At 63.6% G+C, this 26,717-nt stretch carries 26 protein-coding genes; 13 read left to right on the top strand and 13 right to left on the bottom strand.

All coding sequences use genetic code 11. The features are described 5' to 3' along the window. Window positions 1–200: 200 nt before the first annotated feature. The 8 genes from NDO48_RS26710 to NDO48_RS26745 form a co-directional block, all read right to left on the bottom strand. Complete coding sequence (locus NDO48_RS26710; protein ID WP_081623582.1) at window positions 201–764, bottom strand: gluconokinase; 564 nt, start codon at window positions 762–764, stop codon at window positions 201–203. Continuing rightward, complete coding sequence (locus NDO48_RS26715) at window positions 761–2,044, bottom strand: TRAP transporter large permease (RefSeq protein ID WP_026227787.1); 1,284 nt, start codon at window positions 2,042–2,044, stop codon at window positions 761–763. Before NDO48_RS26715 ends, NDO48_RS26710 begins: the two co-directional genes overlap by 4 nt. Before the next feature lie 2 nt (window positions 2,045–2,046). Continuing rightward, window positions 2,047–2,601 (bottom strand): TRAP transporter small permease, encoded by a 555-nt coding sequence (locus NDO48_RS26720; RefSeq protein WP_026227786.1) that lies wholly within the window; start codon window positions 2,599–2,601, stop codon window positions 2,047–2,049. 99 nt (window positions 2,602–2,700) lie between these two features. Continuing rightward, window positions 2,701–3,693, bottom strand: coding sequence for a DctP family TRAP transporter solute-binding subunit (locus NDO48_RS26725; protein ID WP_018430899.1), 993 nt, complete (start codon window positions 3,691–3,693; stop codon window positions 2,701–2,703). 34 nt (window positions 3,694–3,727) lie between these two features. Continuing rightward, window positions 3,728–4,618 (bottom strand): NAD(P)-dependent oxidoreductase, encoded by an 891-nt coding sequence (locus NDO48_RS26730; RefSeq protein ID WP_018430898.1) that lies wholly within the window; start codon window positions 4,616–4,618, stop codon window positions 3,728–3,730. 34 nt (window positions 4,619–4,652) lie between these two features. After that, window positions 4,653–4,970: a putative quinol monooxygenase gene (locus tag NDO48_RS26735; RefSeq protein ID WP_026227785.1), complete on the bottom strand. Its 318-nt coding sequence runs from the start codon at window positions 4,968–4,970 to the stop codon at window positions 4,653–4,655. A 24-nt stretch (window positions 4,971–4,994) separates the two neighbouring features. Then, the gene (locus NDO48_RS26740; protein ID WP_018430896.1) at window positions 4,995–6,353 is read right to left on the bottom strand and encodes an NAD(P)H-dependent oxidoreductase; all 1,359 of its coding nucleotides are present in this window, start codon (window positions 6,351–6,353) and stop codon (window positions 4,995–4,997) included. A 247-nt stretch (window positions 6,354–6,600) separates the two neighbouring features. Next, complete coding sequence (locus NDO48_RS26745) at window positions 6,601–7,494, bottom strand: LysR substrate-binding domain-containing protein (RefSeq protein WP_018430895.1); 894 nt, start codon at window positions 7,492–7,494, stop codon at window positions 6,601–6,603. A 660-nt stretch (window positions 7,495–8,154) separates the two neighbouring features. Here NDO48_RS26745 and NDO48_RS26755 point away from each other — a divergent pair. From NDO48_RS26755 to NDO48_RS26780, 6 genes are all read left to right on the top strand, one after another. Then, the gene (locus NDO48_RS26755) at window positions 8,155–9,930 is read left to right on the top strand and encodes a chloride channel protein (RefSeq protein ID WP_018430894.1); all 1,776 of its coding nucleotides are present in this window, start codon (window positions 8,155–8,157) and stop codon (window positions 9,928–9,930) included. A gap of 143 nt (window positions 9,931–10,073) precedes the next feature. Next, window positions 10,074–10,766 carry an alpha/beta fold hydrolase gene (locus NDO48_RS26760; RefSeq protein ID WP_018430893.1) on the top strand — a complete coding sequence of 231 codons (693 nt, stop codon included), beginning with the start codon at window positions 10,074–10,076 and terminating at the stop codon, window positions 10,764–10,766. A gap of 190 nt (window positions 10,767–10,956) precedes the next feature. Then, window positions 10,957–11,988: a cell division protein FtsZ gene (ftsZ, locus tag NDO48_RS26765; RefSeq protein ID WP_018430892.1), complete on the top strand. Its 1,032-nt coding sequence runs from the start codon at window positions 10,957–10,959 to the stop codon at window positions 11,986–11,988. 99 nt (window positions 11,989–12,087) lie between these two features. Then, entirely contained in the window at window positions 12,088–12,987 is a 900-nt protein-coding gene (locus NDO48_RS26770) for a LysR substrate-binding domain-containing protein (RefSeq protein ID WP_018430891.1), read from the top strand. A gap of 110 nt (window positions 12,988–13,097) precedes the next feature. Next, entirely contained in the window at window positions 13,098–13,655 is a 558-nt protein-coding gene (locus tag NDO48_RS26775; protein ID WP_018430890.1) for an L-2-amino-thiazoline-4-carboxylic acid hydrolase, read from the top strand. Window positions 13,656–13,723: 68 nt separating this feature from the next. After that, window positions 13,724–15,010: a Zn-dependent hydrolase gene (locus NDO48_RS26780; RefSeq protein WP_051092014.1), complete on the top strand. Its 1,287-nt coding sequence runs from the start codon at window positions 13,724–13,726 to the stop codon at window positions 15,008–15,010. A 15-nt stretch (window positions 15,011–15,025) separates the two neighbouring features. Here the strand turns inward: NDO48_RS26780 and NDO48_RS26785 are convergent, their stop codons facing one another. Together NDO48_RS26785 and NDO48_RS26790 are read right to left on the bottom strand one after the other, a co-directional pair. Beyond that, the gene (locus NDO48_RS26785) at window positions 15,026–15,379 is read right to left on the bottom strand and encodes a VOC family protein (protein WP_018430888.1); all 354 of its coding nucleotides are present in this window, start codon (window positions 15,377–15,379) and stop codon (window positions 15,026–15,028) included. 18 nt (window positions 15,380–15,397) lie between these two features. Beyond that, window positions 15,398–16,225 carry an alpha/beta hydrolase gene (locus NDO48_RS26790; protein WP_018430887.1) on the bottom strand — a complete coding sequence of 276 codons (828 nt, stop codon included), beginning with the start codon at window positions 16,223–16,225 and terminating at the stop codon, window positions 15,398–15,400. 303 nt (window positions 16,226–16,528) lie between these two features. Between NDO48_RS26790 and NDO48_RS26795 the strand changes: the two genes are divergently transcribed. The 7 genes from NDO48_RS26795 (at window position 16,529) to NDO48_RS26825 (ending at window position 23,691) form a co-directional block, all read left to right on the top strand. Then, window positions 16,529–18,154 carry an AMP-binding protein gene (locus NDO48_RS26795; protein ID WP_018430885.1) on the top strand — a complete coding sequence of 542 codons (1,626 nt, stop codon included), beginning with the start codon at window positions 16,529–16,531 and terminating at the stop codon, window positions 18,152–18,154. Then, complete coding sequence (gene kynA / locus NDO48_RS26800) at window positions 18,151–18,987, top strand: tryptophan 2,3-dioxygenase (RefSeq protein WP_267322719.1); 837 nt, start codon at window positions 18,151–18,153, stop codon at window positions 18,985–18,987. The genes NDO48_RS26795 and kynA overlap by 4 nt, the downstream gene beginning before the upstream one ends. Before the next feature lie 43 nt (window positions 18,988–19,030). Then, window positions 19,031–20,167, top strand: coding sequence for an ABC transporter substrate-binding protein (locus NDO48_RS26805; RefSeq protein ID WP_018430883.1), 1,137 nt, complete (start codon window positions 19,031–19,033; stop codon window positions 20,165–20,167). Between the two features lie 181 nt (window positions 20,168–20,348). Beyond that, a complete protein-coding gene (locus NDO48_RS26810; RefSeq protein WP_018430882.1) occupies window positions 20,349–21,269 on the top strand; it encodes a branched-chain amino acid ABC transporter permease in 921 nt (306 codons plus the stop codon). Window positions 21,270–21,294: 25 nt separating this feature from the next. Next, the gene (locus NDO48_RS26815; RefSeq protein ID WP_026227781.1) at window positions 21,295–22,266 is read left to right on the top strand and encodes a branched-chain amino acid ABC transporter permease; all 972 of its coding nucleotides are present in this window, start codon (window positions 21,295–21,297) and stop codon (window positions 22,264–22,266) included. Beyond that, window positions 22,259–23,008 carry an ABC transporter ATP-binding protein gene (locus NDO48_RS26820; protein ID WP_018430880.1) on the top strand — a complete coding sequence of 250 codons (750 nt, stop codon included), beginning with the start codon at window positions 22,259–22,261 and terminating at the stop codon, window positions 23,006–23,008. Before NDO48_RS26815 ends, NDO48_RS26820 begins: the two co-directional genes overlap by 8 nt. Beyond that, on the top strand, window positions 23,005–23,691 hold the full coding sequence (locus tag NDO48_RS26825; RefSeq protein ID WP_018430879.1) for an ABC transporter ATP-binding protein: 687 nt from the start codon (window positions 23,005–23,007) through the stop codon (window positions 23,689–23,691). Before NDO48_RS26820 ends, NDO48_RS26825 begins: the two co-directional genes overlap by 4 nt. Window positions 23,692–23,736: 45 nt before the next feature. Here NDO48_RS26825 and kynU read toward each other — a convergent pair whose 3' ends face one another. From kynU to NDO48_RS26840, 3 genes are read right to left on the bottom strand one after another with little or no spacing between them, the layout of a single operon-like run. Further along, complete coding sequence (gene kynU, locus NDO48_RS26830) at window positions 23,737–24,984, bottom strand: kynureninase (protein ID WP_018430878.1); 1,248 nt, start codon at window positions 24,982–24,984, stop codon at window positions 23,737–23,739. Window positions 24,985–24,999: 15 nt separating this feature from the next. Next, window positions 25,000–25,923, bottom strand: a complete 924-nt coding sequence (locus NDO48_RS26835) for an ABC transporter permease (RefSeq protein WP_018430877.1) — start codon at window positions 25,921–25,923, stop codon at window positions 25,000–25,002. Window positions 25,924–25,928: 5 nt separating this feature from the next. Next, complete coding sequence (locus NDO48_RS26840; protein WP_018430876.1) at window positions 25,929–26,708, bottom strand: ABC transporter ATP-binding protein; 780 nt, start codon at window positions 26,706–26,708, stop codon at window positions 25,929–25,931. Between the last annotated feature and the right edge of the window lie 9 nt (window positions 26,709–26,717).

The raw sequence follows: 26,717 nt of genomic DNA on the forward strand, positions 1-26,717 counted from the left end.
CGACGGGCGGTGAAACACCCCCTCCCATACGGCAGTTGTGCAGCATCGCCAAGCCCAAGTGTTGCAGGCGTCCCATACATTCAGGGAGCTGATGAGGCCAAAAAGAGAAAAACGGTCGGCCTCACCGACGATGCAATCGAACCAGGGAGTGCCTTCGCACCTGATCAGGCGAGCACAAGCTCAGTACCTGAGTTCGTTCTCTATCTCGCCCTGTCGGCGCCACGTGAGGCGAGTGCCAGCATTGCCTCGGCGACGATTGTATCAGGGGTTGCTGCAACATCGAGCCAGATGGCGCTCTCGCCTGCATCTGGAGGTTCCAGGGTGTTGAGCTGGCTTTCGAGCAAGGAGGCCGAGGCAAAGTGGTCCTTGCGGGCCAGCAGCCTTGATTTGATAAGTTCCCTCGCCCCGTGCAGGAACAGCAGCTGCACATCCCCCAGTCTCTGCCGCAGAAAGTCCCTGTAGCTTCGCTTGAGCGTGGAGCAGGCAATCACCACCGGCTGCGACGTCTCGGCGGAGGCTGCATCGCAGACAGCGGCAAGCCAGGGCCACCGATCGGCATCGGTCAGGCCGATGCCGCGTCGCATCCGCTCCACGTTTTCCTGGCTGTGGAACTGGTCGGCCTCGACAAAAGCGCTTCCGAGCGCTTCTGCGAGCCGTCGTCCGATCTCCGTCTTGCCCGTTCCGGCAATGCCCATGACGACAAGGTATTTTGGTCCTGCGTCCCGTTCGCGGGAGCCTGCTGGCACGGAGATGCGCGATGTCATGGATAAAGCCCCAGCAGGCGTATCGGCCCGAGCGTCAACACCGGGAAGAGGACGAGCAGGAATATCGCCACCGTGAGCACCGTCATCGGCGCAAGTGAGCCGCGGATCACGTCTTCGACACGCATATTGGCAACTTGTGCTGCCGCAAACAGGCAAACGCCCACCGGCGGTGTTACGAGGCCGAGCGTCAGCGTCATGACGGTGACCACCAGGAAGTGGATCGGATCGATGCCGAGCGACATGACAGGCGGCATCAGCACTGGGATCAGGATGAACATCGCCGGGATCGCCTCCATGAAGATGCCGATGATCAGCAGGAAGGCGAAAATCACGAGCATGCCGGAGACAGGCCCGACGCTCATGGCATCGAGCAGGATGGCCACTTTGTCCGGCAGGCCCTCATAGGCGAATATCCATGCCGCAAGCTGCGAGGTGGCCGCGATGAACAATATCGTTCCCGAGATGCGCGCGGTCGAGATCAGGATTTCAGGGAGTTCCGACAACGGAATGGTGCGGTAGACCAGCATCGCCAACACCAGCACATAGACCACCGCAACCGCCGCAGCTTCGGTCGGCGTGAATGCGCCGCTGGCAATGCCAGCCACCAGTATGATTGGAGTCAGCATCGGAAGGATGGCTCGAAGACCGGTGACGACGACATTACGAAACACGAATGGCGAAGGTGGGTTGTAGCCGTAATAGACCGAATAGAAGTGGTTGAAGATCATGAATGCAAAGGCGATGAACAGGCCGGGCACCAGACCTGCAACCAACAGGGTGCCGATCGACACATTGGCGATAGAACCGGCGATGACGACGAGGATCGATGGCGGAATGATCGACGACAGCGTCGCCGTGCACAGCGTCATGCCGACCGCATAACCCTTGGGGAAGCCATGGCGCTCCATGGCCTTGATCTCGATTGCCCCAACCGAGGCGATATCGGCTACGGACGAACCGGACACGCCGGAAAATATGACCGACGAGATGACGTTGACGTGGCCAAGACCACCCGGTAGCCAGCCGACCATCGCCTCGGCAAAGTCGAAGATGCGCTCGGCAACCCTGCCGCGCTCCATCACGGCTCCGACCAGGATGAACAGCGGAACGGCAACGAGCAGGAACGAGTTCATCGACGAGAACATCGTCTGCGTCAGAAGGTCGAACGGCATCGGCGTGAAAAGCAGCAGCGTAACCACGCCGGCCAGGCCCAGAGCAATGGCGAGCGGCACTCCGAACATGCTCATGACGAAGAAAATGATCAGCAGAAAGAGGCTCATGCTCATGATCTTGCACCCGTGGTCATGTTGATGTCGGCATGCGCGATCTCGCCCGGAGGAAGCCCCGGCTCCGGCAAGGCAATCAGATCGCGACGGCTTCTGAGCGACTCGATTATTGCCAGGATGGCGACGACCGAAGACACCGGCATCACCAGCCCGATAACCCACATCGGTATCGGCAAGGTGGCGGCCACCTCGTTCATCATGATCTGCTGGCGCACGAGCGTAATGCCGGTCCATCCTGTAATGAGGAAGAACGCCACCGACGAGCCGACATAGATCGGCACCGCGATATGGCGGAACAGGCCGCGCGCCATGGACATGAAGACCACGACGCGGGCCGATTCCACGGTTCGGAAACCGGCGGCGAGCCCGAGAAAGACCATCCAGATGAAGAGGAAACGGACGGCCTCCTCGGTCCAGGGGAGAGGTCGGCCCAGCAGGCGGCCAGTCACCTGCATGAGCACAACGATCAGGATGCCGCCACATGCGGCACCGGCGGCGACGTCAGCTACCAGCCTGACGGCACGGCCGAACAGTGGATCCTTGGAGTTCATCTGAACGGTCCTTGCGAAATGGTCCGGGAACATCCGCAGCGCCATTCGGGAACGACACGCGGCCGCCCCCGAGAAAGGTCACTGCGCTGGTTCGATCGGTCAGTTCTTGCCGACGAAGGCAACGGTACGGTCGAAGAATGCCTGGTCCTTGACGAGGCCCGCAAAGGTCGGGGAAAGCTTTCGCGAGACGGCAATGAAGGCCTCGCGCTGCTCCGGCGTCAACTCGTTGACCTCCACGCCCTTTTCCTTCAGCGTCGCAATCGATTTTGCGATGTCGGCAGCGTCGTTCTCAGCCTTCCAGGCCTCGGTTTCCAGGGCCGCGTCCTGCAGCGCCTTCTTGTGCGCATCCGACAGCGCTGCAAAGCGCGCGGGGTTGACGCCCACCACCCAGGCATCGGCAATGTGATTGCTGATGGTGAGGTATTTCTGCACCTCGTAGAGCTTTGCGCTGACAGGCACGTTAACAGGGTTTTCCTGTCCATCGACGACCTTGAGCTGGAGGGCATTGTAAACCTCGGCGAAGGCCATCGGCGTCGGCGCAGCGCCCATCGCGCCAAAGAATTCGACCCAGAGCGGATTGTTCGGCACCCGCAGCTTCATGCCCTTGAGGTCTTCCGGCTTGGTGATCGGCAGCTTCGAATTCGTGATCTGCCTGAGCGGCCGCGACCAGAGGTCGAGCCCCTTGATACCGATCTTGTCGAGCTCGGCGGTCAGTTCCTCACCGGGTTCTCCATCGAGAAAACTCCTGAGCTGCGTCACGTCGTTGAACAGGTAAGGCACCGCGATCGCGGTGAACTTCGGATTGAAAGTGGCGTAGAGCGACGTCGCGTTCAAAAGCATGTCGAGCGAGCCGCCGGCGAGTTGCTTGACGCCTGCCGAAGGATCGCCGCCATAGAGCGTGCCGTTCGGGAAGACGCGGATTTCGAGATCGCCATTGGTCTTCTGCTTGACCAGTTCGGCGAAATGCTTGGCAGCGAGCGTGATTTCCGAGGTGTCGGCGTCGGGCGTCGATAGCGTAAGCGACTCCGCCTGGCTGGCGCCGACCGACAGAAGCAGCGCGCCCACGAGCGAGCCGATCAGTTTCATTTTCATAGGTTCTCCTCCCTTGATCGTTGTCAGATCTGTTTCATTGCACGCCCGAATTCAGGCGCCTCAATTCCAGTATGGCAGCGCTGTGATCGAGATCGCCGCCGCCATGTTCGACAAGACCGCGGAAAATGCGGTCGACCTCGGTCGCCACCGGAAGGTGCAGTCCAAGAGATCCGGCAAGCTCCAGGGCCGTGCCGGTGTCCTTGATCTGGTATTTCGCCGGGCCGCCCGGTGCGAAATCGCTTTCGATCATCCGTCGGCCGTGCTGGCGAAACACCGTCGAGTCGGCGAATCCGCCCGAAAGGGCCTCTCGCACTCTTGCCGGGCTGGCGCCACCCCTTTCGGCCAGAAGCAAGGCCTCGGCGACCGCGCATATGTTGCTTGCCACGATGAGTTGGTTGGCAAGTTTGGCCAGCGAGCCCGATCCGACCGGCCCGACATGGGTGACGCGACCGAGAAGCGTCAGAATGGGCGCCAATTCGCCAACCAAGTCTTCGTCGCCACCGGCCATGATGGCAAGCGTGCCGTCCCGGGCGCCCGCTTCGCCGCCGGACACGGGAGCATCCACGTAGCGAATGCCTTTCTGCCCCGCCCGCACTGCCTGGTTTCGGGCAGTATCGACGGGAATGGAGCTCATCACCACCAGAATGGAGCCCGGCGCCATGGCTGCAGCGACGCCGCCAGTGCCAAACAGGACCTCATCGCAGACAGGGCCGGAACTCAGCATGCAGATGACGATGTCGACGTCGCACCCGACCTGTGCCGCCTGGGAGGCCTGTGAGACGCCGTAGGCACCAAGAGCTTCGGATTTGGCCGAACTGCGGTTCCAGGCCATGACGGGGAACCCGGCTTCGGCCAGCCGGCGAGCCATATGGCCGCCCATGATGCCCGTACCCACGAAACCGATGCGTCGAGAATGATTGCTCATGCCAGCGCCTCCCAACGCCAGGATGTCGTCTTTCCTAGAGGGGCTCCCTCGCCGCGAAGCGGACCTGGGTTTCCTCGACACCGAGCGATTTCATTGCAGCCTGGAACCGCTTGAGATGCGGTGTCTGCATATGCGCTTCGAACGCCTCCCGGTCGTCATAGACCTCGTAGAAAAGAACCAAATTGTCCTTTTCTTCCGGACGCACGACGTCAAACTGCCGGCATCCCGGCTCGTCGGCCGCCGAGTGTCGCGCGTCGTCCATGGCGGCGTGCAGGAAAGCCGCCATGACGTCTGGTCCCACCCGGAATTCCGGGATCACGACGAAATGTCGTCTATTGTCTTGCGCGCCCATGATCGCTCCTGCCACCGGTCGATCTCAGGCGGCCGCGCTTGCCGCGGAACGGAACTGCTGCTCCATGTCGCGGCGTACCTTGACCACATCAAGGTCATTCACCAGTTCGACGTCGTCGAAGCTGACGATCTGGTCCTTCTTGACCGGCCGCTTCAGCTTGACGTTGTGCGCCAGGCCGATCGGCAGCGCGGCGAGATCGAGGCTGCGCGAAGCCGGGATCGCATTCGCCCAGACGGCGTAACCGCCTTCGCCATCGAGCATTTCGCCCGGCTGCATGTCCTTCTTGGCCGTTGCGACCGCATCGCCACGGAATTCCCGCGAACAACCGGTCGGTTCGTTCCGCAGGACGGCCGAAAGCACGCTGACCGACGTCTCGAGACCGATGATGTGGAAGGGCCGCCACATCGAGGCGTACCAGCCAGACGGATCGGTCAGCAGGCCATATTGCTTGAAGCAGGCGCGGGAATATTCATTATGCGCCTTGAAGGTCACGAACACGCCATAGCGGATGTTGTTGAACACCTCGCGGCCATCAGGTTCCTGACTGGCGGCGATGTCCACCAGGCCCGACCGCGCCATCCGGCCGCCATCGGCCGCGGGGCGGAATACCTTGGCGAGGTCGTGCAGGCCGGCGGGCGGGAATGCAAGACCGTCATCCGGGCAGTCCAGGCCGGTGCCGTTGGCAACTGCCGCCATCTCGATCGCGGCCTTGGTGCCGTCGGTGAAGGAATTGTACATTTTCGGGTTGAAATCACCCTTGGCGACTTCTTCCTCGGTCCAGCCGAAGAAACTCCAGACGGTATCAGGCGTCGAGTAGCGGTAACGCGGCTCGAAGTTCATGCCCTTGCCGGCTGACGTCACTTCGAAGCCTGTCGCCCTGGCCCAGTCGACCAGTTCGCAGATCAGTGCCGGCTGGTCGCCATAGGCCATCGAATAGATGACACCCTTCTGGCGGGCCCTTTCGGCGAGGATCGGGCCAACCATGACATCAGCTTCGACATTGACCATGATGACATGCTTGCCCGCTTCGATCGCCGCCAGGGCATGGCGAGTGCCGGCGATCGGATGGCCCGTGGCCTCGATGACGCATTCGATCTCGTCGCAGGCAAGCATCGCCGCAACGTCGTCGGTGACGAAGGTCGTGCCGGCCTTGACCGCTTCGCCGGCGCTCCTGGCCTGATAGCGCTCTTCGGGCCAACCGACACGCTGCATCGACTCCCGCGCCTTGGCAACGTTGAGATCGGTCACGGCAACCATGTGGTAGCCGGCAATGCGCTGCGCCTGGGCAAGCACCATGGAGCCGAACTTTCCGGCGCCGATCAATCCGACGCGGACAGGACGGCCACGGCCAGCACGCGCGGCAAGGAGAGTGTAGAGGTTCATTCCGATGTCCTTCGCACGATCAATTCAACATCACGCGGCTTGATTGCGGAGCGCAGAAGGTCGCTTCGCCAACGGCCTAGACCGGGCGACAGGCTGAAGGATGCATGCACCCTTCGCGATGAATTCAGAGACCTCCTCCGCCCGGTTCCTCCCCGGCGGGCCGACACTTGTCGTGCCGGACGATGTATTGGTAAGCGAAGAGAGGTATTAGCGCAATTTAGATGTCAGCCGCGATCATTTAGGTTGGCTAAACAATTGAACCGGGTATGCGGGAGCGCTCTTCGCGCAGCCAGTCGAGGAAAAGCCGGACTTTCTTCTGGCGCAAATGATCGCGCGGACACACGATCCACTGGGTGACGATCCGGACCGGCGGGGGCTCTGCGACGGGGCAGACCAGCGAGCCATCGCGCAGCTCGCGCTCCATCATCATGGTGCTTTCGAGCGCGATCCCCATCCCGTCCACGGCAGCGTCGATCGCCATGTGGCTGCGGTCGAACAGGACCCGGCGCCATCCCTGCACGGGCTGCACGCCGGCCAGCTTGAACCATGCCGTCCACTGGGCTTGCGACTTCACCGAATGGATCAGGCGGAACCTGGTCAGCTCGTCAGGCAAGAGACTCTCCGCCGCGGCCAGTTTTGGCGAGCAGGCGGGCAGAAATGTCTCCTCGGCCATGCCTTCGACAAACAGCCCCGGCCAGCGCCCGTCGCCATGACGAATCTCGAGATCGACGAGCTCCCGGTTGAAATCGGTCGGCTCGTTGGTTCCGTCGACGCGGATGTCGAGTTCGGGGTTCCGGTCAAGAAAAGCACCGAGCCTCGGCAGCAGCCACTTGTTTGCCAGCGTCGGCGTGGCCCGCACGGTCAGGGTCGTCACCGAGCGGTAGCCGCGTATGGTGCCGGTTGCCTCCTCGATCCTTTCGATCTCGTCGGTGATTTTGGCGTAATACAGCTCGCCGGCCTCGGTGAGCACCACCCGGCGGCCCAGCTTGGTCAGCAGCGACACCCCAAGCTGTACCTCGAGCGACTGGATCTGCTGGGTTACGGCCGATGGCGTGACGCCCAGTTCCTCTGCCGCACGCGAGATGCTTCCGGCGCGCGCTGCCGCATGGAAAACCCAGATCGCTCGCACCGGCAGCTGCACGTCTTCACATCCTGAAGCATCGACACACCAAGCCGATATCCAGTTTTGGCCAGATTGGCGAGTGGTTCGCGAAGCTGGAGCATCAGGTCACCGGAAGATTGGCTGCCCAGCTGCAAGCACGGGATGGCCATGGTAGCGTTCCTCCGAAAAGCAAAAAAGGCCGGGCAGAACCTGTCTACCCGGCCTTGTCTGGGAAAATTCGGGCGTAACCGCCACGGCTCAGTTGGTGGGAACCTGTGCCAGCAGCCTCTCGAACACCTTCTTGGCCTTGCTGCTTGAGCGCCTTTGTCTGTTCGAGATTGCTTGGCTTGCCCACCACGATCAATGCCACCATGCCCATGCCGTAATGCGGCGTGCACTTGACGCCGGATCTGGGGATTGCCTACGAGACAGTGCGTCAACATGTGAAATCGATCTTCTACAAGACCGACACCCGCAGTCAGAGTTCGCTGGCATCAGTGCTTCAACGGCTGTCAGTTCGGGTATAGCCGGGCGGTTTCGACTGTGACTTCATCATCATTCGGTAAGTGATTGAGAAACCCTCCGTCCTGGCTTGGGCGGTGACTATGTCCGCACGATGCGCTACGAAGCATCAGAGGCCTGGTGCCGGCATAGGCCGCACAGACGATTGAGCAGGCTTCGGCATATCAGAAGCGCACCATGCCTGCAGAACGCCCCCTCGCCGCCATCTCCGCGAAAGCGCTGTCCAGCCTGAAGGCCATAGCCGTGGCCGGCGGCATGCAGATTGTCCTGCTCGCCTGCGTGGTCGGCGCCTTTGCCGGCATGGCCGTCACTGTGCTGTCCAACGCCGCGCACCTGCTGCACAATTATCTCTTTTCTCTGCCCGTCGACGTTCGCCTGTCGGGTCTTCTGCAGCTGTCGAACCCGACCGACGCCGCGATCCCCGTTGTCGGTGGCGCGCTGATGGGCCTGAGCATCTGGCTGCTCAAGCGTTATCGCAATCGCAGCCTCGTCGACCCGATCGAGGCGAACGCCCTTCTCGGCGGCAGGCTGTCCATCGGTGACACGCTGATCGTCGCGGGCCAGACCATGCTGTCGAACGGTTTCGGCGCATCAGTGGGGCTAGAGGCCGCCTACACCCAGACCGGCTCTGGCTTCGCCTCGAGGCTGGCGCGCGCCTTCAACCTGCGCCGCAACGACGTGCGCACGCTTGTCGGCTGCGGCGCGGCAGGCGCCATCGCCGCCGCCTTCGACGCACCGCTGACAGGTGCATTCTATGGCTTCGAGTTGATCATCGGCGTCTATTCGCTCGCCAACGTCGCCCCTGTGCTGGCCGCGTCGGTGTCGGCTTCGCTGATGGCGACGCAGCTTGGCGCAGAACAATTCCCCATCGAGATCGGCATGATGCCGCCGCTGACGCCGCACCAATACCTGCCCTTCCTGCTGCTTGGCCTGATCGCCGGGCTGGGCTCGGTGGGTATCATGCAACTGGTGACGCTGGTCGAGCGCGCTTTCCTCGCCGCGCGCCTGCACCCGGCCGTCCGGCCCGTTTTCGGCGGTGCCATCGTCGGCCTTCTGGCTCTGCTCTCACCGCAGGTGCTGTCGAGCGGCCACGGGGCGATGCATCTGTTTTTGACCAATCATTTCGCCTTCTGGACCGTGCTCGCGGTCTTTTCGCTGAAACTCCTGGCCTCGGCGGTGTCGCTTGGCTCCGGGTTCCGCGGCGGCCTGTTCTTCGCCTCGCTGTTTCTCGGCGTACTCCTGGGCAACATGTTCGCCACGGTGATGAATGTCATTTCGCCCGCAACCGGCATCCACACCACCATGGCAGCCGTCATCGGCATGACGTCGCTGGCGGTCGGCGTGGTCGGCGGACCGCTGACCATGACATTCCTGGCACTCGAATCCACGCGTGATCTGGCCATCACCGGCGTGGTGCTGGCCGCTGCGGTGGTTTCGAGCATCGTCGTCAGGTCGACCTTCGGCTATTCGTTTTCGACCTGGCGCTTCCACCTGCGCGGCGAGACGATCCGCAGCGCCAACGACATCGGCTGGATGCGCAATCTCACCGTTCGCAGCATGATGCGCACCGATGTGCGCACGGTGCCGGCCGACATGCCCATTGACGACTTCCGGGCGCAGTTTCCGCTGGGCTCGGCCCAGCGCGTCATCGCCGTCGACGCCGAAGGCAGATATGCCGGGATGATCCTGGTGCCGGATGCCCATACGACGTCGCCCGACATCTCGGACCCGACGGTGAAGCCGCTGCTGCGGCATACGGAAACCGTGCTCGTCCAGCCGATGAACGCCAAGGCTGCGGCAGCGGTGTTCGAAAAGGCCAAGGCCGAGGAACTGCCTGTCGTCGACGGCCTCAAGACGCGCAAGGTGGTCGGGCTGCTCACCGAGGCGCATCTGATCCGCCGCTACTCGGAAGAGCTCGAAAAGGCGCATCGCGACCTCTCCGGCGACAGCTGAGCCATTTTTCCTGGCGCTACGGCAGCGACGGACAATATTCACCCGACACCGGAACCCCCGACGCACCGGTGCATTGTTCGAGGCCGGCCGTTCCACTGGCGGACACCGGCACCCAGCCATCTAGTCCAATAAGGAGACTGGCCATGCCCGCAGTGAAGAACATCGTTCTCGTTCACGGCGCCTGGGGAGATGCGTCGCACTGGCGCAACGTCATCCCGCTGCTTCATGCCAAAGGCTACAAGCTTGCCGCAGTGCAGAACCCGCTGACTTCGCTTGCCGACGACATCGACCGCACGTCCAAACTGGCGGCAGCCCAGGACGGCCCGACGCTTCTGGTCGGCCACTCCTATGGTGGCGCGGTCATATCGGGCGCCGGCCACACCGCCAATGTCGCAGGCCTGGTCTTCATCGCCGCCTTCGCGCCCGACGAGGGTGACAGCCTGGGCGGCATCTTTGCGCGGCGCGACCCGCCATCCGGCGCAGCCAGCATCCGGCCCGACAGGGACGGTTTCCTGTGGCTCGCCCAGGACACGTTCCGCCAGAGCTTCGGGCAGGACCTGAGCGAGAACGACGCACTTGTGATGGCGGTGACCCAAAAGCCGATCGCCGCACGCTGCTTCGAGGACAAGGCCGGACCGGCAGCATGGAAAACCAAGCCGAGCTGGTATCAGGTGTCGAGCCGCGACCACATGATCCCGCCTGAGACCGAACAGTGGATGGCCGACCGTATCAAGACGCGCAAGACCATCACGCTCGATGCCAGCCACGCCTCGCTGGCGTCCCATCCGGCCGAGGTTGCCGCCCTCATCGACGAGGCGGCGAAAGCGCTTTCATAGGGCCAGCGGGGCCCGGCATTTCCCGCGGCAGCCGAACCGATTGCCGCGGGACACGCGCCGACTTCCGTCATTTCCCCAGCGTCTGCCGGCTAAAAGCCGCAATCGGCAGGCTATTCCTTGCAGCCTCCCTGTCGATCTGATTCCCTGACATTGCCGATTCGGGCAGGGGCCTGCGTAGGAAACGGATGTCATGAACAGTTCCAAGAAACCTGAGATCTCGGAAATGCGCCCGAAGATCACCGTAATCGGTGTCGGCGGCGGCGGCGGCAACGCCGTCAACAACATGATCGCCGAAGGCCTTGAGGGCACTGAATTCATCGTCGCCAACACCGACGCCCAGGCGCTGACCATGTCCAAGGCGACGCGGCTGGTGCAGCTCGGCGCGATGGTGACCGAAGGCCTCGGCGCGGGATCGCTGCCGGAAGTCGGCCAGGCGGCAGCCGAAGAATCGATCGACGAGATCATGGACCAGCTGTCGGGTACGCATATGTGCTTCGTCACTGCCGGCATGGGCGGCGGCACCGGCACCGGTGCGGCTCCCGTTATCGCGCGTGCGGCGCGTGCGGCCGGCATCCTGACGGTCGGCATCGTCACCAAGCCGTTCGCTTTCGAAGGACGCCGCCGCATGCAGATGGCCGAGCGCGGCATCGAGCTTCTGCGCGAGGCGGCAGACACGGTCATCGTCATTCCGAACCAGAACCTGTTCCGCATCGCCACCGCCAAGACCACCTTCGAGGACGCCTTCGGCATGGCCGACAAGGTGCTCTATTCGGGCGTCAGCTGCATCACCAACCTGATCGTCAAGGAAGGCCTGATCAATCTCGACTTCGCCGACGTGAAGACAGTCATGCGCGGCATGGGCCGGGCGATGATGGGCACCGGCGTCGGCACCGGCGAAGGCCGGGCCAGCAAGGCCGCCGAGGCCTCGATCGCCAATCCGCTGATCGACGAGAACACGATCAAGGGCGCCAGGGGCGTGCTGATCTCGATCTCGGGCGGCATGGACATGACGCTGTTCGAGGTCGACGAGGCCGCCACCCGCATCCGCGAAGAAGTCGGCGACAATGCCGACATCATCGTCGGCGCGATCTTCGACAACTCGCTCGAAGGCCAGTTCAAGGTCTCGATCGTCGCCACGGGTCTCGAGGCTACAAGCTCCGACGGCGACCAGGTGATCATGCGCGGCCAGCCGGCCCAGGGTTCGGCGCAGTCGTTCCACTGAGGCTTCCGCACTCAGAGGGCCGCAGCTGTCGTAGCCCTGTTGCACTCCTGGCCTGTCTGCCCGAAGCTGGTGTCCGACACGTGACCTTGCCCGGGATCGATGAAGCTGGCTCATGAATCGGATCTGCTGCCGCTGAACGCCGCCAAGGCGTTCGAGGCTTTTGCCCGGCTGGGCAGCGTCACGGCTGCGGCGGATGAACTCGGCCTCACCGCTTCGGCCGTCAGCCACCGGCTGGCGCAGCTGGAAGAATTCGTCGGCACCAAATTGACGGAACGGCAGGGCCGTGGGTTAGCGCTGACCGCCGAAGGCCGGGAATATCTGGAATCTATCCTGCCGGCCTTCTTCCTGCTGCGCACGGCCACCAGCCAGCTGCGCTTCAGGGCGAGTGCCCGCGAGATTTCGATCAGCGCCATCCCGCTCTTCGCCGTGAACTGGCTTGTGCCACGTCTTTCCGGTTTCAACCGGCAGAACCACGATATCGACGTGCGCGTCACCTATGCCCAGAACCGCAACTATTCGAGCGACGCCGCCGACATTTCGGTGCGTTTCGGCTCTGGCGCCTGGCTGGGCTACAAAAGCGAATTCTTCCTGGGCGGCACTGTCGTGCCAGTGGCGAGCCCTGTCTTGCTGCAGGGCGGCAATGGGATGCCGGACGCCGAAGCCCTCGCCGGCCTGCCGCTGATCCACGACGAAAGCCGCGACCACTGGCTGAACTGGTTTCGAGCGGCAGGCGTGCGGGCGACCGACCAGCACCTTTCCGGTCCGCTGTTCGAGGACGGGCTGCTGGCTCGCGCCGCCGCCGTCTCGGGCATGGGCGTAGCCCTGTGCCGCCTGCCGCTCATAGCCGACGACATCACCAAAGGCAGGCTGGTCGTGCTTTCGGAACGCGCGCTTGATGACGGGCGGCACTACTATCTGTGCACCAGAACCGACCGGGAATTGTCGCAGATTGCCCGACGCTTCGTCGCCTGGATGTTGGCCGAGCGCGACAAGCATTAGCGGCATCGTGAAATTGAGCTCAGCAATTGAGGGATCTGCGATGGTCATTCCGCATCGCAGCTTCTAGGCTCGTCTGGTGACGCCGTATCAGGCGCAATGCAGGGGCCCAAATGACAGACAAGCACGCAACCGCTCCCGACCAGGATCCGCTCGATCCGTCCTCGGGCGTGCAGGCAGCCATCGATGGCCTGGGCATTCTTGCCCGTCGCCGCATCGAAGCGGAAATCATCAAGCCGATCTATGAGGAGATGGCCGCGCGTTTCGGCCGCGAGGCGGCGCGCGAGACCCTGCGCGCGGCGATCACCAAAGCGGCGATCGAAGCCGGCAAGAAGTTTGCCGCGGCCGAGACAGGTCCTGTCGACCTCAAGTCCTTCGCTGCCCTGCAACCGAAATGGCGCCAGGACGATGCGCTGCATTTCGAGGTGCTGACCGAGACAGCCGACCGGTTCGACTACAACGTCACCCGCTGCCGCTATGCCGAGATGTACCACTCGATGGGCCTCGGCGAGATCGGAACGCTGTTGTCGTGCCAGCGCGACGGCACCTTCTGCCAAGGCTACAACCCCAGAATTTCGATGGAGCGCACCCGCACCATCATGGAAGGCGGTGGCAGCTGCGACTTCAGGTATCGGATGAACCCCGGCGACGACACGGCAAAGAGCAGCTAGACCGCAGTTTCTTTCGCCGCGATTCGAAAAGCCAGATGCCGCTGCGGCGTGCCCGCTCAGGCAATGTCATGTCGCGCGCCAATACGAGGAATTTGAACTTGGACAAGCCAGTGACCCGTACCAACGCCAGGATCGACCAGGACAGGCTCTGGGAGTCGCTGACGGACATGGCCAAGGTTGGCCCTGGCATTGCTGGCGGCAACAACAGGCAGACCCTGACCGACGAGGACGCCGAGGGGCGCCGCCTGTTCAAGTCCTGGTGCGATGCCGCCGGCCTTGAGATGGGCATCGACGACATGGGCTCGATGTTCGCTCACCGCGAAGGCACCGATCCCGACGCCCTGCCCGTCTATATCGGCAGCCACCTCGACACCCAGCCGACGGGCGGCAAGTTCGACGGCGTGCTTGGCGTGCTCGGCGGCCTCGAGGTCGTGCGCACGCTGAACGATCTCGGCATCCAGACCAAGCACCCCATCGTGGTCACCAACTGGACCAACGAGGAGGGCTGCCGCTTCGCCCCCGCCATGGTGGCATCGGGCGTCTTTGCCGGCACCATCGACAAGGACTGGGCCTATGCGCGCGAAGACGCCAAGGGCAAGCGCTTCGGCGACGAACTGGAGCGCATCGGCTGGAAGGGCGCCGAAAAGGCCGGCGCCCGCCAGATGAAGGCCTACTTCGAACTTCACATCGAGCAGGGCCCGATCCTCGAGGATGAAGGCATCGACATCGGCGTCGTCACCCACGGCCAGGGCCTGAAGTGGCTGCAGGTGACGCTGACCGGCCAGGAAGCGCATTCGGGCGGCACGCCGATGTACAAGCGCCGCAACGCCGCCCTCGGCATGGCCCGGGTGATAGAGCTGGTGCATGAGGTGACGATGGACTACCAGCCCGACGCGGTGGGCAATGTAGGCCACGTCGAGGTTCACCCCAATTCGCGTAGCACCGTGCCCGGCCGCACCGTTCTCACCATCGACATCCGCTCGCCCGAAAAGGAAGTGCTCGATGTCATGGACCAGCGCATCCGCGAAGGCATCGCGCTGATTTCAGAGGCGCTCGACATCGAACACGAGATCGAGCAGGTCGGCGCGTTCGATCCTGTCGCCTTCGACCGGGACTGCGTGCAGATGGTGCGCTCTGCCGCCGAAGGTCTCGGCTACAGCCATCGCGACATCGTCTCGGGTGCCGGCCACGACGCTTGCTGGATCAACCGTGTGGCACCGACCGCGATGATCTTCTGTCCCTGCGCCGACGGCCTGTCGCATCACGAAGACGAAGACATCGAGCCTGAATGGGCGGCAGCGGGCTGCGACGTGCTGCTGCACGCCGTGCTCGAGGCCGCCGTCGTCGTTGCCTGACGGCGGCTCGGACAGCTAGCAAACGCAGGCCATCAGGACATTGCCGTCAGGGTCGCGGAAGGTGAACCAGTGATCGAACCCGATCTCGGTCACTGAATCCGCTCCCAGCTCAACGACATGGTCGCGCGCCGTGGCAATGTCCTCGACATCGAAATGAAACAGCGGCGAGTTGCGCCGCGCGTGCGCGTCATGGATCTTGGCGTCGAGGACCAGGCGCAACCCGTTGTCGAGCGCAAACACCGCGAGATGGCCGAATTGGATTTCAGGCGCATCGGCTATCCCAAGTAAGCGGGCGTACCAGTGGCGCGCCTGCTCGACATCGGCGACGGGTACGAAGATTGCACCAATCCGAGGCATGATCGCGCTCATAGCGGAAAGTCTCCTGGGCTAGCCGAGCAGCGTCCGCGTCAGCTGATGGTCGGAATCCGCGAGCCCGTCGATGACGCTGAAATGATGGCGGTCGGGCTCGACCACGGCTGCCGTCGCAGCACCAAGGCCGGTCCAGATATTGGCGAGCAGCGCGCTCTGACGCAGGAACTCGGCGCGCTCGCCGCCACCGACCCAACAGGTGATGCGCGCGCCTTCAACCGGCCGCAGCAACGCCGGGCTCTCAGACAGCGCCTCCGCCTCATCGATGTGAAGCGTCTTGTTCATGCCGGTGTTCATCAGCGGCCTGAGGTCGTGGACACCAGACAGCGACACGACATGGCGGATGCGCGCCTGGACGTCCGCGCCGAGCGGCGAGCCCATTGCCACCATGCGCGAGACGAGATGGCCGCCGGCGGAATGGCCGGTCAGCATGATGGGACCGTCGATCAGCGAGGCGGCCTTGCCGATGGCTGCGCCGACCTCGCGCACGATGTCGGCGATCCTGACCTCCGGGCACAGCGTATAGGACGGCACGGCCACGGCATAGCCGCTGTCGACCGAGCCCTTGCCGAGATGCGACCAGTAGCTCTTGTCGAGCGCCATCCAGTAGCCGCCATGGACGAAAACGACGAGGCCCTTGGGTTTGCCCTCCGGCAGGAACAGGTCGAACCGGTTGCGCGGCCGCTCGCCATAGGCAATGTCGAGCTGCGCCCGGTCGGCGGCCGACTGGCTGTCACGGAATGCCCTGGCCGGCTCCACCCAGGCCGCAGGCCAGCGGTCACCGCCAGCGATGTTGGCGCCGTTGGTGTAGGCATTGTCCCAGTCGGTGATGTGACGTTCGAACACCCGATTCCTCCTCCGGCGGTATGATTGTCGACCAAGGAATGGCCCGACGCCTCCCTTTCCGTCAATGCGCCAGCAGGAAGAAACTTTAGGCTTGAAATAAATTCGGACCGATGCGATGCTTCCCTATCAGTCGAGAATGGGAGGTCTCGCTGTGCCGAATGCCGGTCACATGGTCGACCGCACAGAGAACGCCGCCGAAGATGCCGCGCGGCCTTGCCTGACACCGGTGCATGATCTCCCCGCAAACATACGCAATCACCAGCCCGGCGAACCCGCCGCGGCGATGAGCCTGTAGGGGACAGAATGCTTGGACCGTCAGCGCATATCGACACGTTCACGCGCGACAACCTGCCCGCCCAAGATCAGTGGCCCGACTTCCTGCTCGATGGCTTCCAGTATCCCGAGCACATCAATGCCGGTGTCGAGCTGACCGACCGGCTGGTCGAAAAAGGTTTTGGCGACCACACGGCACTGATCGGCAACGGCCGCCGCCGCACTTACAAGGAACTGTCTGATTGGACCAACAGGCTGGCGCATGCGCTGGTCGAGAACTACGGGGTCAAGCCGGGCAGCCGCGTTCTGATCCGCTCGGCCAACAATCCGGCCATGGTCGCCTGCTGGCTTGCCGCCACCAAGGCAGGCGCCGTCGTGGTCAACACCATGCCGATGCTGCGTGCCGGGGAACTCGCCAAGATCGTCGACAAGGCAGAGATTTCGCTGGCGCTGTGCGACACGCGCCTCATGGACGAGATGGTGGCCTGCGCCAAGGACAGCTCATTCCTCAAGAAGGTCATCGGCTTCGACGGCACCGCCAACCACGACGCCGAACTTGATCGCGTCGCCCTCGACAAATCGGTGATCTTCGAGGCCGTCAAAACCGGCCGCGACGACGTCGCTCTGCTCGGCTTCACCTCCGGCACCACTGGCGTGCCGAAGGCGACGATGCATTTCCATCGCGACCTGCTGATCATCGCCGACGCCTATGCCAAGGAGGTGCTGCAGGTCACACCGGACGACGTGTTCGTCGGTTCGCCGCCGCTGGCCTTCACCTTCGGCCTTGGCGGTCTCGCCATCTTCCCGCTGCGTTTCGGTGCGGCGGCGACGCTGCTCGAGCATGCGACGCCGCCGAACATGATCCACATCATCGAGACCTACAAAGCGACAATCTCGTTCACCGCGCCCACCGCCTACCGCGCCATGATGAAGGCGATGGACGAGGGCGCCGACCTGTCGTCGCTTCGCGTCGCCGTCTCCGCCGGCGAGACCTTGCCCGGACCGGTGTTCGAGGAGTGGACCCAGAAGACCGGCAAGCCGATCCTCGACGGCATCGGCGCCACCGAGATGCTGCACATTTTCATCTCCAACCGTTTCGAGGACCGCAAGCCCGCCTCCACCGGCAAGCCGGTCGGCGGCTACGAGGCACGCATCGTCGACGCCGACATGAACGAGGTGCCGCGCGGCACTGTCGGCCGGCTCGCCGTGCGCGGCCCCACCGGCTGCCGCTACATGGCCGACGATCGCCAAGGCGAATATGTCCGCGACGGCTGGAACCTGACGGGGGACGCCTTCTTCCAGGACGTGGATGGTTTCTTCCATTTCGCCGCGCGCTCCGACGACATGATCGTCAGCGCCGGCTACAACATCGCCGGCCCCGAGGTCGAAACCGCCTTGTTTTCGCATCCCGATGTCGCCGAGTGTGCCGTCATCGGCGCCGATGACGGCGAACGCGGCCAGATCGTCGAGGCCTATGTGGTGCTGGTCGAGGGCGTCGCCCGCGATGCCGAGACGATCAAGCGCCTTCAGGACCATGTGAAGGCAACGATCGCGCCCTATAAGTATCCGAGGTCGGTGAAGTTCATCGACGCCCTGCCGAAAACCCAGACCGGCAAGATCCAGCGCTTCCGCCTGCGCACGGAGAAGACAAATTGAGCAAGCCCTACGATCCCTCGACCGAGGGTGCGGAAATGTCGTTCAAGGACCGCATGTCCTACAGCGACTACCTGCATCTGGAGAAAGTACTGGACGCGCAATCGCCGCTTTCGACCGCCCATGACGAAATGCTGTTCATCATCCAGCACCAGACCTCGGAGCTGTGGATGAAGCTGGCGCTGCACGAGATCGGTGCCGCCATCCGCTCGATCCGAGCCGACCGGCTGGAGCCTTCCTTCAAGATGCTGACGCGCGTGTCGCGCATCTTCGAGCAACTCAACAGTGCCTGGGACGTGCTGCGCACCATGACGCCGAGCGAATACACCGAGTTCCGCAACTCGCTCGGCCAGTCCTCGGGCTTCCAGTCCTGGCAGTACCGCGCCATCGAGTTCATGGCTGGCAATCGCAACCCAGCCATGCTGCGCCCGCATGCGCATGCCCCCGAACTGACGGCACGGCTGGAGGCGATCCTGGCCCAGCCGTCGCTCTATGACGAGGCGATCCTGCTGCTTTCGCGCAACGGCTTCGATGTTGGCGCGGAGGCCAGCAAGACCGACTGGCGCGAGACGCGCAGCGAAAGCGAGGAGGTTCTAGCGGCCTGGCAGGCGATCTACCGCGAGCCGCAGCGCTACTGGATGTTCTACGAGCTGGCCGAGAAGCTGGTCGATTTCGAGGACTACTTCCGCCGTTGGCGTTTCAACCACGTTACCACTGTTGAACGCATCATCGGCATGAAACGCGGCACTGGCGGGACCTCGGGCGCATCGTATCTCAAGAAGATGCTGGAGGTTGAACTGTTCCCCGAACTCTGGAAAGTTCGTACCCGGCTCTGAAGCTTTTTTGCATTACAAAGAAAACACTGGGAGGGAGAACCTGATGAAGAAGATTATTGTGGCTGGCATTCTCGGCCTGTCGCTGGCGGCGTCGAACCTCGCTTATGCCGAGCCGGTGAAGATCGGCGTCATCACCACGCTTTCAGGCGGCGGCGCCGGCCTCGGCGTCGACATGCGCGACGCCTTTGAGCTGGCGATGAAGAAGTCGGGCAACAAGGACGTAGAGCTCGTTGTCGAGGACGACGCGCAGAAGCCCGAGATAGCCGTCCAGCTCGCCGAAAAGATGATCCAGAGCGACAAGGTCGATCTGCTCACCGGCATCATCTGGTCGAACCTCGCCATGGCGGTGGTGCCCAATGCCGTGTCGCAGGACATCATCTACCTGTCGCCCAATGCCGGCCCATCTGCGCTGGCCGGGGCCAAGTGCAACAAGAACTACTTCAACGTCGCCTACCAGAACGACAACTTCCATGAGGCGATGGGGCAGTACGCCAACAAGGACTACAAGAAGACGTTCATCCTTGCGCCGAACTATCCGGCCGGCAAGGATTCGCTGACCGGCTTCAAGCGCTATTACAAGGGCGATCTGGCCGGCGAAATCTACACCCAGGTCGGCCAGACCGACTACGCCGCCGAAATCGCCCAGATCCGCGATTCCGGCGCCGACTCTGTGTTTTTCTTCCTGCCCGGCGGCATGGGCATCGCCTTCATGAAGCAATACGCCCAGTCGGGCGTGAACATCCCGGTCATGGGCCCGGGCTTCTCGTTCGACCAGGACATCCTGCCGGCAGTCGGTGACGCAGCACTCGGCGTCAAGAACTCGGCCAGTTGGTCCAAGGACCTCGACAACGCCGCCAACAAGGAGTTCGTCGAAGCGTTCCAGGCCGAATATAAGCGCCTGCCCTCGGTCTATGCCGCCCAGAGCTGGGATACGGCCAACCTGATCCTGTCGGCGCTCGGCAAGGCCAGCGTCAAGGACAAGGACGCCTTCCGCGCAGCCCTGAAGGCCGCCGACTTCAAGTCGGTGCGCGGCGACTTCAGCTTCAACACCAACAACCATCCGATCCAGAACATCTATGTTCGCGAGGTGGTGAAGGAAGGCGACGTTCTGACCAACAAGATCGTCGCCACCGCCTTCGAAAAGCACGGCGACGCCTACGCCGAGCAGTGCAAGATGTAGCTAGCTTCCTTCTCCCCGCCTGCGGGGAGAAGGTGCCGGCCTTCGATAAATTCAGGACCGGATGAGGGGCTGGGCATACACCCTTGGGTGCAGCGCTGCCCCTCACCCTTACCCTTCCCCGTGAACGGGGAGAGGGGGATGTCTTCATCACATCCTCAATCCAGCCAGCGAAAGCGTCCCCTTGTCCATCGCACTGCTCATCGAGCAACTCCTCAACGGCCTGCAACTCGGAGTGATGCTGTTCCTGATGGCAGCGGGCCTGACGCTTATCTTTGGCGTGATGGGGCTGATCAACCTCGCCCATGGCTCGCTCTACATGGTCGGCGCCTTTGCCTGTGCGGCGGTCGCCGCCGCCACCGGCTCGTTCTGGATCGGCCTCATCGCCAGCCTGATCGCCGCGGCAGCGGCCGGCGCCATCATGGAAATGACCGTCATCCGCAGGCTCTACGACCGCGACCATCTCGACCAGGTGCTCGCCACCTTCGCGCTGATCCTGATGTTTTCGGAAGGTACGCGCTGGCTGTTCGGCTCTTTCCCGCTCTATCTCGATATTCCGCCGCAACTCCAAGGCGCCGTGCCACTGCCCGGCGGCGGCCAGTACCAGCTTTACCGCCTCACCATCATCGGCGTCGGCATCGTGGTTGCGACCGGGCTCTATTTGCTGATCTCGCGCACGCGCCTCGGCATGCGCATCCGCGCCGGCGAATCCGACCGGGAGATGATCGCAGCGTTGGGCGTCGACATCCGCACGCTCTACACCGTCGTCTTCGCGCTGGGCGCAGCCCTTGCCGGCCTCGCCGGCGCCATGGTCGGGGCGCTGCAGTCGGTGCAGGTCGGCATGGGCGAACCGGCACTGATCCTCGCCTTCGTCGTCATCGTCATCGGCGGCATCGGCTCGATCAAGGGCGCATTGTTTGGCGCCATCCTCGTCGGCGTCGTCGACACCATGGGCCGCTTCCTACTGCCCAAGGCACTGGCGCTCGCGATGCCTGCAGCCGAGGCCGGGCCTATCGGTGCGGCGCTGGCCTCCATGCTGATCTACATCGTCATGGCGCTCATCCTCGCCTTCAGGCCGAGCGGCCTGTTTGCGGCGCAGTCGTGAGGCGACCATGACCGACGCCCCCCTGATGAACCGCGAATCCATCGTCAACACGCTGCTGGCGCTGGCATTGCTCGGCTTTCCGCTGGCGGCGCAGGCGATGGGCGAGCCCTTCTACATCACGCTCGCCACGCGCATCGTCGTGCTCGCGCTCGCAGCCGTTGGCCTCAACGTAGCACTTGGCCTCGGCGGGCTGGTGTCCTTCGGTCACGCCGCCTTCTTCGGCCTCGGCGGCTATGCCGCCGGCATCCTGGCGACCCATGCCTTCAATGCCGAGCCGCTGCTGTTCGATTTCGAGGGCACCACTTCGATGCCCATGATCTGGCTGGCGGCAATCGTCATCTGCGGCCTGATCGCCCTTCCGATCGGTGCCATCAGCCTGCGCACGACCGGCGTCTATTTCATCATGATCACGCTGGCCTTTGCGCAGATGATCTACTACTTCGCCGTTTCATGGCCAGCCTATGGCGGCGAAGACGGGCTGTCGATCTATGTGCGCAACACATTTCCCGGCCTGAACACCACCCAGCCCCTGCCCTTCTTCCTGATCTGCTACGCCCTGCTTCTGGCAGCACTCGCGTTGTTCTGGATGCTGCGCGGCTCGCGCTTCGGCGCGGCACTTGAGGCAGCACGCCAGAACCCGGTCAGGCTCGCCGCCGTCGGCATTCCCCCGTTCAACATCCGCCTCGTCGCCTTCGTCATCTCGGCAATGGTGACGGGCGTCGCCGGTGCACTGTTTGCCGACCTCAACAAGTTCGTCAGCCCGGCGATGATGTCCTGGCACATGTCGGGCGAACTCATCGTGCTGATCATCCTCGGCGGCAAGGGCCGGCTGTTCGGGCCGCTTGCCGGCGCCATGCTCTATGTGCTGATCGAATACGCGCTCGGCGGGATCACCGAGCGCTGGCAGTTCTTCCTCGGCCTTATCCTGCTCTCAGTGGTGCTGTTCGCGCGCGGCGGATTGCTCGGCCTGTTGGCCGGAAAGGCGCGTCATGGCTGAGCCGATCCTCGAAATCCGCGACCTTCGCAAGACCTTTGGCGCGCTGAAAGCCACCGACGGCGTCAGCCTGACGCTGAAACCAGGCGAAATCCACGCGCTGATCGGCCCCAACGGTGCCGGCAAGAGTACGCTGATCCACCAGATATCGGGTTCGATCCGCCCCGACAGCGGCTCGATCCGTTTCCTCGGCCAGGACATGGCTGGCCTCGACATGGCCGCCCGCGCCCGGCTCGGACTTGGCCGCAGTTTCCAGATCTCGTCGCTCGCGCCGGAATTTTCGGCGCTTCGCAACGTCATGCTGGCGGTACAGGCGCGGCAAGGCTCAAGCTTCCGCTTCTTCAGGCCGGTCATGAGCGACCGAAGCCTGACCGGACCGGCCATGGCGATGCTCGAGCGCGTCGGCCTGGCACCCCGCGCGCATCTGCCGGCGGCGGAGCTTTCGCATGGCGAGCGCCGGCAGCTTGAGATCGCCATCGCGCTGGCGCTCGGCTCCAAGGCGTTCCTGTTCGACGAGCCGATGGCCGGCATGGGCCCCGAAGGCTCGAAAGCGCTGACCAGGTTCCTCGACGGTCTGCGCGATGAGGCGCCGATCCTGCTGGTCGAGCATGACATGGACGCGGTTTTTGCGCTCGCCGACCGAATCTCGGTGCTGGTCTATGGCCGCGTCGTTGCCACCGGCAGTGTCGACGAGATCCGCAACGATCCGGAAGTCCGCCGCGCTTATCTCGGAGAAGCCGCGTGAGCCTGCTCGAACTCAAAGGCGTGGAAACCTTCTACGGCGCTTCGCAGGCGCTGTTCGGCGTCTCGCTCGACGTACGCGAGGGCGAGGTCGTCGCACTGATGGGCCGCAACGGCATGGGCAAGACCACAACCATCGGCTCGGTGCTCGGACTGGTCCGTCCACGCGGCGGCTCGATCCGCTTCGGCGGCCGCGAGATATCGGGTCAGCGCCCGCACCGCATCGCCCGCCTCGGCCTCGGCCTGGTGCCGGAGGGGCGGCGCTGCTTCCCCAATCTCACCGTGTTCGAGAACCTCGTCGCCGCCTCCCGGGGCAGCGACTGGACCTACGGCAAGGTGGTCGACCTGTTCCCCCGCCTTGGTGAACGCCGTGAGCAATACGCCAACACCTTGTCGGGCGGCGAGCAGCAGATGCTGGCCATAGGCCGCGCGCTGATGACCAATCCGAGCCTGTTGATCCTCGACGAGGCCACCGAAGGCCTCGCGCCCGTCATTCGTCACGACATCTGGGCGGCGATCCGCAAGCTCAAGGCCGCAGGCCAGTCGATTCTGGTGGTCGACAAGACACTGTCGGAACTGTTGCCGGTAGCTGACCGCTGCTTCGTGTTGGAAAAGGGTGTCACGGTGTTCGAAGGCACACCGGGTGCGCTGACACCCGAGATCCAGGATCGTTATCTCGGGGTGTGAAAAAGGGCGGCAAAAGCCGCCCTTTTGCTTCGAGATGATAGGCGCTTACGTCACCGCCGACTTCACGGCGAAACGCGCATCCTGCCAGGCGCCGGTGCGAAGGATGTCCTCCAGCACCTCGACCGCCTGCCAGACATCCTTGTAGCCGACATAAAGCGGCGTGAAGCCGAAGCGGACCGTGGCCGGCGCGCGGAAGTCGCCGATGACGCCACGTGCGATCAGCGCCTGCATGAGGGCGTAGGCGTTTTCATGCTCGAACGAGACCTGGCTGCCACGCTTGCTGCCATCGCGCGGGCTTTCCAGCTTGAGGCCATAGGCACCGCATTTGGCTTCGACCAGTTGGATGAACAGGTCGGTCAGGGCGATGCTCTTTTTGCGCAGCGCCTGCATGTCGACGTCGTCCCACACATCGAGCGCGCCCTTGAGCGCACGCATGGTCAGGATCGGCTGGGTGCCGCACAGGAACCGGCGGATGCCGGCGTCCGCCGCATAACCCTGTTCGAAGGCAAAGGGCCTGGCATGGCCCCACCAGCCGCTCAACGGCTGGCTGACATCGGCGAGGTGACGGGTCGCAGCATAGATGAAGGCCGGAGCGCCCGGGCCGCCATTGATGTATTTGTAGGTGCAGCCAACGGCGAAATCGACATTGGCACCGTCGAGGTCTACCGGCAAAGCACCTGCCGTGTGGCAGAGATCCCAGACGATCAGGGCGCCGGCCGCCTGGGCCTGCCTGGTCAGCGCCGCCATGTCGCGCAGCTCGCCCGACTTGTAGTTGACGTGGTTGACGAGAACCACCGCAACCTTGTCGTCGATCAGCTCTTCGATGCTCGGCGCATCGACGCCTTCGAGGCGCAGCACGGCACCTGCCCGCGTCGAGGCAACGCCTTCGGCCATGTACAGGTCGGTCGGGAAGCTGTTGCCCTCGGCGACGATGACCGAACGGTCCGGCCGCATCGCCAGGGCTGCATGCAGCACCTTGTAGATGTTGGTCGAGGTGGTGTCGCACACCACCGTCTGGCCGGGTGCAGCGCCGATCAGGCGGCCGATCCGGTCGCCCAGTTCGGTCGGCATGTCGAACCAGCCTGCGGTGTTCCAGGCACGGATCAGGTCCTGCGCCCACTCCTTGGACGCAGCCGCCTGGAGCTCGCCGAAGGCGGCGTGCGTCGCAGCCCCCAGCGAATTGCCGTCGAGATAGATCACCCCTTCCGGCAGGATGAAGCGGTCGCGCATCGACCGCAGCGGATCGGCAGCATCCATCGCCTCGACAGCGGCGAGATCGGGAATTCCGGTCATGTCAAACAATCCTGGTTATTCGCGGACGGTTTCGCGAGCGGGGAGCGGGCCGCGGCTGCGCTTGAGGCTCGGCAGGGCCAGCATGGCAAGCACGAACAGGCCGGTGGCGAGCTTGAGATCGGGGGGCGGCATGCCGGCGGCAAGGCAGAGCGAAACCAGCTGGTAGTAGACGATGGCGCCGACAAACGGGGCCGCGAGCTGGCGCAGCACCGTCTGCTTGCCGATGATGGCTTCGCCGATCATCAGCGCGGCAAGGCCGTTGATCAGGATGCCGAGACCCATGTTGACGTCGGCAAAACCCTGGCTCTGTACCATCAGCGCGCCGCTGGTGGCCGAGAATGCGCTGGCAAGGCCGACGCCGCCGATGGTGGCGACCCAGACATTGATGCCCTGTGCCTCGGCCATGTCAGGGTTGGCGCCGACGGCGCGAATGGCAGTGCCCTTCTCGGTCTTGAAGAACATGTTGAGCAGCACGAAGACGATGGCGCCGATGATGCCGGCGACGATGATCTTGCTGACCGGGAAGCCCGGCTGGACGAAAGGCGCCCAGTCGAAGACGGTCGGCGCGCCGAACACCGACAGGTTGGACTTGCCCATGATGCGCAGGTTGATGCTGTAAAGCATCGTCATCATCAGGATGCCGGCCAAAAGCGTGTGAATGCGGAAGCGCAGGTGGATGAAGGCCGTGCAGCAGCCGGCGAGGAAGCCGGCGATGAGGGCGACCGCAATCGCCGTCAGCGGCGAAGCACCGCTCGCCAGCAAAACGCCGCAGACGCAGCCGCCGAGCGGAAACGCGCCCTCGCTGGTAAGGTCGGGGAAATTCAGCGTGCGGAACGGGATCATGATGCCAAGCACGACGAAGGCGAGGATGAGGCTTTGTGCCAGCGTGACCGGGATCAGCGCGACGAAGCTCGTAAAGATGGTCTGGATAAGGTCCATGGTGATCAGCTCGCCAGCAGCATGCGGTCGGTCTTGACGGCGAAATGGCCGATCAGGTCCGGAACAGTGGTCCTGGCCTTCTCGTCGCCCGAGATCTCGAGGCGGAGCTTGCCGGCATCGAGCATGATGACGCTGTGACCGAAATCGACAGCGTGCTGCATGTTGTGGGTCACCATCAAGGTGGTGAGCTTGAGCGCCTCGACGGCACGCACGGTCGCCTTCATGACGATGTCGGCGGTGCGAGGATCGAGCGCTGCGGTGTGTTCGTCGAGCAGCAGGAGCTCGGGCTGGCCACCGACCGCCATGATCAGCGACAGCGACTGGCGCTGGCCGCCGGAGAGCAGTTCGACGCGGGTGTCCAGGCGGTTTTCGAGGCCGAGGCCGAGCAGCGCCAGCCGCTCCCTGTAGTCGGCAAGCCGCTTGGCGTTGAGGCCCTGGCGCAGGCTGCGCTTCTTGCTGCGCAGTTCGGCGAGCAGCATGTTCTCGGCCACCGTCATGGAGGCGGCGGTTCCCTTCATCGGGTCCTGGAATACGCGGGCAAGCCGCATGGCGCGGGTGTGCACCGGCAGATCGGTGACGTTGTCGCCATTGATGAGGATCTGGCCGGAATCGAGCACCAGCGCACCCGAAATGGCATTGAGCATGCTGCTCTTTCCGGCGCCGTTGGAGCCGATGACGACGCCGAATTCGCCGGTGGCGAGCTTCAGGTCGAGGCCGTCGAGGGCAACCTTCTCGTCGGGTTGTCCCTTATAGAATACCTTACGTGCAGATCGGATTTCGAGCATCCGTCCCTC

The sequence above is a fragment of the Aminobacter sp. MET-1 genome, assembly GCF_026521175.1.
Taxonomy (GTDB): domain Bacteria; phylum Pseudomonadota; class Alphaproteobacteria; order Rhizobiales; family Rhizobiaceae; genus Aminobacter.